Origin of the sequence: Pseudoalteromonas luteoviolacea DSM 6061 (assembly GCF_001625655.1) — a bacterium.
Classification (GTDB): Bacteria; Pseudomonadota; Gammaproteobacteria; order Enterobacterales; family Alteromonadaceae; genus Pseudoalteromonas; species Pseudoalteromonas luteoviolacea.
Genome location: NZ_AUYB01000028.1, coordinates 1 through 1,548, shown reverse-complemented (window position 1 = coordinate 1,548; position 1,548 = coordinate 1). Strand labels below are relative to the sequence as shown.

The 1,548-nt window shown below is 40.2% G+C and carries 2 protein-coding genes and 1 pseudogene; all 3 read left to right on the top strand.

The annotated features are described in order from the left end of the window. Positions 1-21: 21 nt before the first annotated feature. The gene (locus N475_RS02015) at positions 22-495 is read left to right on the top strand and encodes a hypothetical protein (RefSeq protein WP_063364589.1); all 474 of its coding nucleotides are present in this window, start codon (positions 22-24) and stop codon (positions 493-495) included. A gap of 15 nt (positions 496-510) precedes the next feature. Then, the gene (locus tag N475_RS02010) at positions 511-939 is read left to right on the top strand and encodes a hypothetical protein (protein WP_063364588.1); all 429 of its coding nucleotides are present in this window, start codon (positions 511-513) and stop codon (positions 937-939) included. Between the two features lie 478 nt (positions 940-1,417). Further along, a pseudogene (locus N475_RS26255) lies at positions 1,418-1,528 on the top strand (helix-turn-helix domain-containing protein); the annotation flags it as partial. Between the last annotated feature and the right edge of the window lie 20 nt (positions 1,529-1,548).

The window sequence follows — 1,548 nt, the reverse complement described above, 5'->3', positions numbered from 1 at the left end:
ATGGGTGTCATGTGAAATTATGTGCTTGCGGCACCGATTATTTCTTCAAACATAGCTGCGCATGAGAAAGAACAAGCGGCCGCAGTTTCACAAGTTAGGCAATCTGATGGTGGTATACTTTTATTTCATGGAACAAATTTGGAATCTGCCATTGTTTTACTAAATGGTGCCCCACTAGAAATCGGAAAAGCCTTAGAGTTGAGACATGACTTAGGAGACCCCGGATTTTATTTGGCAACAGATTTCGCAGTTGCAGAGCATTTTGCGTACACTCAGGGAGGATTAAAAGGAGATGGCGGCGTTGTGCTTGCGTATTACCTAAGTAATAGCGCTCTCACTAGTCTGATGTCAAAAGGATCGCACTTTAGGCAAATACCTTCAGCGTCAACGTTCAGGCCGACTGGGTATGAATTCTATGTACCGCCTACAGCTTTTAATCAGTTTAATGCATCTAGGGCTAGCGGAGATATCAGAGTAGCACCAGCGGATTATTAATGATTGGATTAAGATATGTTAAAAGTTTTGCAAAACACACATGATCAAATTCGTCGAAACTCACATTTATATATTGATAACGACAACTTAAACGAAGCTACTTTATTGAAGCTTTTGGCGAAAGATGCACGCTTTTCGGGAGTGGAAAAGATAAAGACGACTATCGTTGATGATTGGCATGTTATTTATGCAGAGAGAAGCTGGATGGTCAAAAATTACAATAACTTTTCACTTGAAGCGTTGTTCGAAAAATTTTGTCCTCTCCCAGAGGAAGGTGTCAACGCAATTAGAGCAGAAGTAATTGTTTCTGCATTCTCCAAAAGCATTTTTGTTAAGGACGGCGAAACGCTAAATATTATAAAAGGTGAATCACCATCTGAAGAAGTATTAAGTGAACCTAATCCATTTGGTGAGTCTGGCTTTTCGGTTGGGCTAAAGCTCTAGTTGTTGACAGTGATAAAGAATTTAGGAAGACGTATATGGACACTTCATTTATGTCAAGCTAAGCAAATCTATCGGGGCAGTTTTTACTGCCTCGTTATCGTTGTTTTATTCCCTACCAGCTGCATTTCGATGATTAACCACATGCAATAAAGCGTTGCTCTGACATATATCCGGGCTTAACTGTTCTTCAGCGCCCCTCATGAGCTACGAGCCTACATACCCTAAATTGAAAACACCCAATCGGTTTTAATACCGTGCCCTTGTCGGGTTTTATGCAGGCAGGCTAGGCCTTTTTTCATCTACCCCGAATTCAACATGCAAGTGCACCACATATAAAACAAGATAAAAATAAGGCACTTCTCAGCTTCCCCGAATTCAACATGCAAGTGCACCACATCTAAAAACAAGATAGAAATAAGGCACTTCTCAGCTTCTGCTAATGTAAATGTGCGACCAATTACATTTTAGGAGTTAAGAAATGCCTTATGAACATCTTAACAGCTTTGAACGAAAAGCAATCTATTATCGCTATAATAGCGGTGAAAGTTATCGTTCGATCGGCCGTTTACTTAATCGACATCACACCACTTGAACTGCTTTAATTAAACC